Raw genomic sequence first — 3,936 nt, 5'->3', positions numbered from 1 at the left:
CCTATCTCGGACACGCCGCGCTCATGGCGCTGGCGCGCGAGACCGGCGCAAGGGTCCGTTTCCTGCCCATCGACATGGTGAAGGTCTACGAGGCAAGCGGTCTCCGCCCGCCCTACGACCAGTCCGACGCGGCGCGCAGCTACCGGGTCGAGGACCAGCGGCGTCTGGCGCGGATGCGGGGCCTGCGGATGAAGGTCGGCCCCGAGAACTACCCGGCCGACACGCGGCTTGCCTGCCGGGTGATCCTCGCGGCGGGGCGGCTGGGGCTGGATCAGGACAGCATCGCCATGGCCTGCCTGCGCGGCACCTGGGCCGAAGGGCGCAACATCGCCGATCCGGGCGACCTTGGCGAGGCTCTGCGCCAGATCGATATGCCCTGCATGGACCTCCTGCACACCGCCGAGACCGAGGAGTTGCGCGACGAGGCCGACGCGGTGACCCAGGCGGCCATCGACGCGGGCGTCTTCGGCTCGCCCACCTACGTGATCGACGGCGAGCGCTTCTGGGGCCAGGATCGGCTGGATTTCATGCGCGAGGCGCTGCGCAAGGTCGCCGCCTGAACGGTCGGGACCGGCCAGCGTCACGCTGACAGGCGGGCCCGTCGGGCAGAGACCTGCCGAAGACGTCTCCATCGGCGCCCCGTCCGGGCATGGACGGGGCGTTTTGCGTTGAAGACCCGGGCATGCGGGCTAGTCTTGGGCATCAGGGTTGCCGTCTCGCGCCGCAGGCGCATGGGCGGTGACTTGCGCCGGAGGTGGAGCAGCTGAAACAAGCACCTGAGGTGCGGTAACAAAAGCCGGTACCAGGGGTGCGGCAGCCAAGCCCTGCACCACGGGTGCAGGGGCTGACGTCTGAACCCGTGGTGCGGCCACCAAGCCCCGCGCCGAAGGTGCGCGACCTGAGATCCGCTCCGCAAGTGGCAGCCCTGCGCGCCCGGCGCAACGAGACCGACACGCGCCAAAGGCGCCGCACCGACCCGCTGCGCCACCGGCGCAACCCGGCCCCTCACTCAGCACGTGAAGGGCCACCCGTGCGCCAAGAGGCGCAGAGCCGGCCCCTCGCGCCGCCGCCCGACGGCGGATGCGCCGAGCAAGGGGCGCCCCGACCGGGGTTCACGCGCCGATGCGCCGTCCGGCGTCGCGCAACGACAGAACGGAGACGACATGAAGGACATGCCCGAAATCGCCAGTGACTGCGACGCCGCCCAGCACCGCGCCCAGTGGTGTCAGGACGTGCTCAACACCGCGCCCGACCGCTTTGCGGCGGGGCGGGGCATCGCCCCGCGGCTCGGGGCGCCGGTCGAGGGCGACCGCGTCGAGTTCGGGTTCTGGACCCCGGAGCTGCAGGACTGGCGCATTGCCGACGGTGACGTCTTCCTCGAGATCCTGCGCCCGGACGAGGCCATCGACCTGACCGCCAGCCAGAGCGACGTGTCCTTCGACCGGGTGCTGCTGCCGGTGTCCCGCTGCGAGGCCTTCACCTTTGCCGCCGCCACCGGGCTGCACGCCGGCGACCGCGACCGGGTCGGCGATTTCTACGCGCTGGTCTACCGCGGGCAGGAAGGCGACTACCACCGCATCCTCGACCCGCTGGCGGCCTCGCTGCCCTATGGCGCCTTCGCCCCGGCCGAGATCTACGATCTTCCCGCCATGCAGGCGCGGCGGCAGGACAAGGGCTATTTCGAGCAGGGCCGCAAGGACGGCCCGCACAAGTTCGCGCCGCCGACCTCGATCCTGCAGGTGCACGTGCCCACCGCCCCCCCCGGCGGCACGCTGGCCTCGCTCACCCGCCAGTTCGAGCGCCTCGCCGCGCGCGTTGGGGCGGGGCTGACGCTCGAGCCCGACGAAGAGCTCCTCGCGGGGTACGACGCGGTGCAGCTGCTGCCGGTGGAGCCCACGACGGTCTACGAGGCCGGACCCGCGTTCTGGACCGACACCGACAGCGACGAGACCCGCGTCACCGCCCACCTGATGCGGCCCGACACCACGAACTGGGGCTATGACATCGTGATCTCGGGCATGGCCACGGTGAACCCGGTGCTGCTCGAGACCGCGCGTCCGGACGAACTGGTGGATCTTGCCGCGGTGCTGCACAACTTCCCGCACTGGCCCAAGATGCTGGTGCTGGACGTGGTCTTCGGCCACTCGGACAATCAGGGCCTCGGCGTGCTCAACAGCCATTTCTTCGCCGGGCCGAACATGTACGGCCAGAACCTCGCCTACCATAACCCCTTCGTGCGGGCGATCCTGCTCGAGATGCAGCGCCGCAAGGTGGATTTCGGCGCCGACGGGGTGCGCGTCGACGGGGCGCAGGATTTCAAGTGGTGGGACGCCTCCACGCAGGAGATGCGCCACGACGACGCCTACCTGCAGGAGATGTCCGACCTCGTGCAGAACGTGGCCGGTGTCGACTACCGCCCGTGGTTCGTCTTCGAGGACGGTCGGCCGTGGCCGCAGGAAGACTGGGAGCTGAGCTCGGACTACCGCGCGGTCATCGAGAACCAGAAGGAGACCGACCCGGACGTGTTCCAGTGGGGGCCGCTGACCTTCGCCCACAACACGCCCTTCATCTACACCTTCTGGCTGTCCAAGTACTGGCGCCTGCAGGAGATCCTGAAGCGCGGCTCGAACTGGATCTCGGGGACCGCGAACCACGACACGCTGCGCCGGGGCACGCAGGTGAACCCCAAGCTCAACATCAACACCCGTCTCGGCGACACCAAGATGGAGATCCTCGACAAGGCCTACGACAACCCCGCGGTGTCGATCCTGACCTATGCCGCGCTGCCGGGCGTGCCGATGGATTTCCTCAATGCCACCGCCCGGGCCAGCTGGGGCTTCATCCGCAACCAGGACGACAAGTACGGGGTGAAGGTCGTCTCCGAGGAGGCGATCTCGCTCAAATGGCAGGTGGACGAGTACAGCTACTCGGTGCCCGGCGCCTTCCGCTGGCTCAAGGAACTGGGCTTCGAGACCCGCGAGGATCTCGCCCGCTTCCTCGAGTTCCTGCCGGCACTGGTCGACGTGACGGACTACGACCTCAACACCATCGCCACGCTGCTGAACGCGGTCGAGCCGCCGCTGGCGGGGCCGCGCCCGATCACCGTGGGCGGGCTCAAGCAGATCGCGCGGGCGTGGATGGATGACATGCACGAATACTGCAACGTCTCGCATTCGACCTCGAAGCTCGACCCGGTGCAGACCAACGCCATGCGGCGGCTGCGGATGTTCCGGCTGAACAACCCGTGGCTGCGGCAGAACCTCGGCCCGGACGACCATTTCCGCTATCTCGAGCCCATCGACGGGCGCACGGTCTTCGTGGCGCTGCGCAATGCGCCGCAGGGGGGCGAGGTCTTCACCGTCTGCCACATGGAGGGCGGCGAGACCGATGACATCGACCCGCTCGACCTGCTGCCCGACAGCGTCAGCCGCAACGACTGGCACCTGACGATCCGCGGCCCCGGGATCGGGGCGGACTACATCGGCGGCCCGCTGGTGCTGCGCGACAGCATGGGGCTGGTGTTCACCCGAGGGCTCGACATCACCCACCTCGCGGGCGAGCCGCACTGAGCCTGCGCCGGGGCCTGCGCCGGGGCCTGAGCGTGAGCCGTGACATGGGCGTGGTCTTTGTCCGGGTCTCGGTTGGGGCCCGGGCGTTAGGCGCGGCCCGAGCGCGGTCGACAACTGCATCTGGGTCCGGTCTTGAGCTCGGGCCTGGGACCGGCTGAGGGCCTCCGATACATGTCGCGCCGCGGGGGGACCGGGATCGGGCAGAGCGTCCGGGGGCGGTAAGGACGCCAGGCCGGAAAAGCCCTCAGGCCGAGACGGCGATCGGGGCGCGGGCCTGCCAGAGCGCGCGGGCGGCGTCGAGCGGCTCCGGCACGCCCAGCGTGTCGAGCGCCAGCGCGGCGGTGCCGGTGACCACGGACTCGGCGAA

At 69.9% G+C, this 3,936-nt stretch carries 2 protein-coding genes; both read left to right on the top strand.

The window, feature by feature from the left end; genetic code table 11:
* Window positions 1–560 (top strand): 2-hydroxychromene-2-carboxylate isomerase (locus HC022_RS20775; protein ID WP_167453688.1); only part of this gene is annotated, 560 nt, incomplete at its 5' end.
* Between the two features lie 603 nt (window positions 561–1,163).
* Entirely contained in the window at window positions 1,164–3,569 is a 2,406-nt protein-coding gene (gghA, locus tag HC022_RS20770; protein ID WP_167453687.1) for a glucosylglycerol hydrolase, read from the top strand.
* The last annotated feature ends 367 nt before the right edge of the window (window positions 3,570–3,936 follow it).

This window comes from Salipiger sp. HF18 (assembly GCF_011806505.1).
Classification (GTDB): domain Bacteria; phylum Pseudomonadota; class Alphaproteobacteria; order Rhodobacterales; family Rhodobacteraceae; genus Salipiger; species Salipiger thiooxidans.
This window is presented reverse-complemented; position numbering and strand designations above follow the sequence as displayed.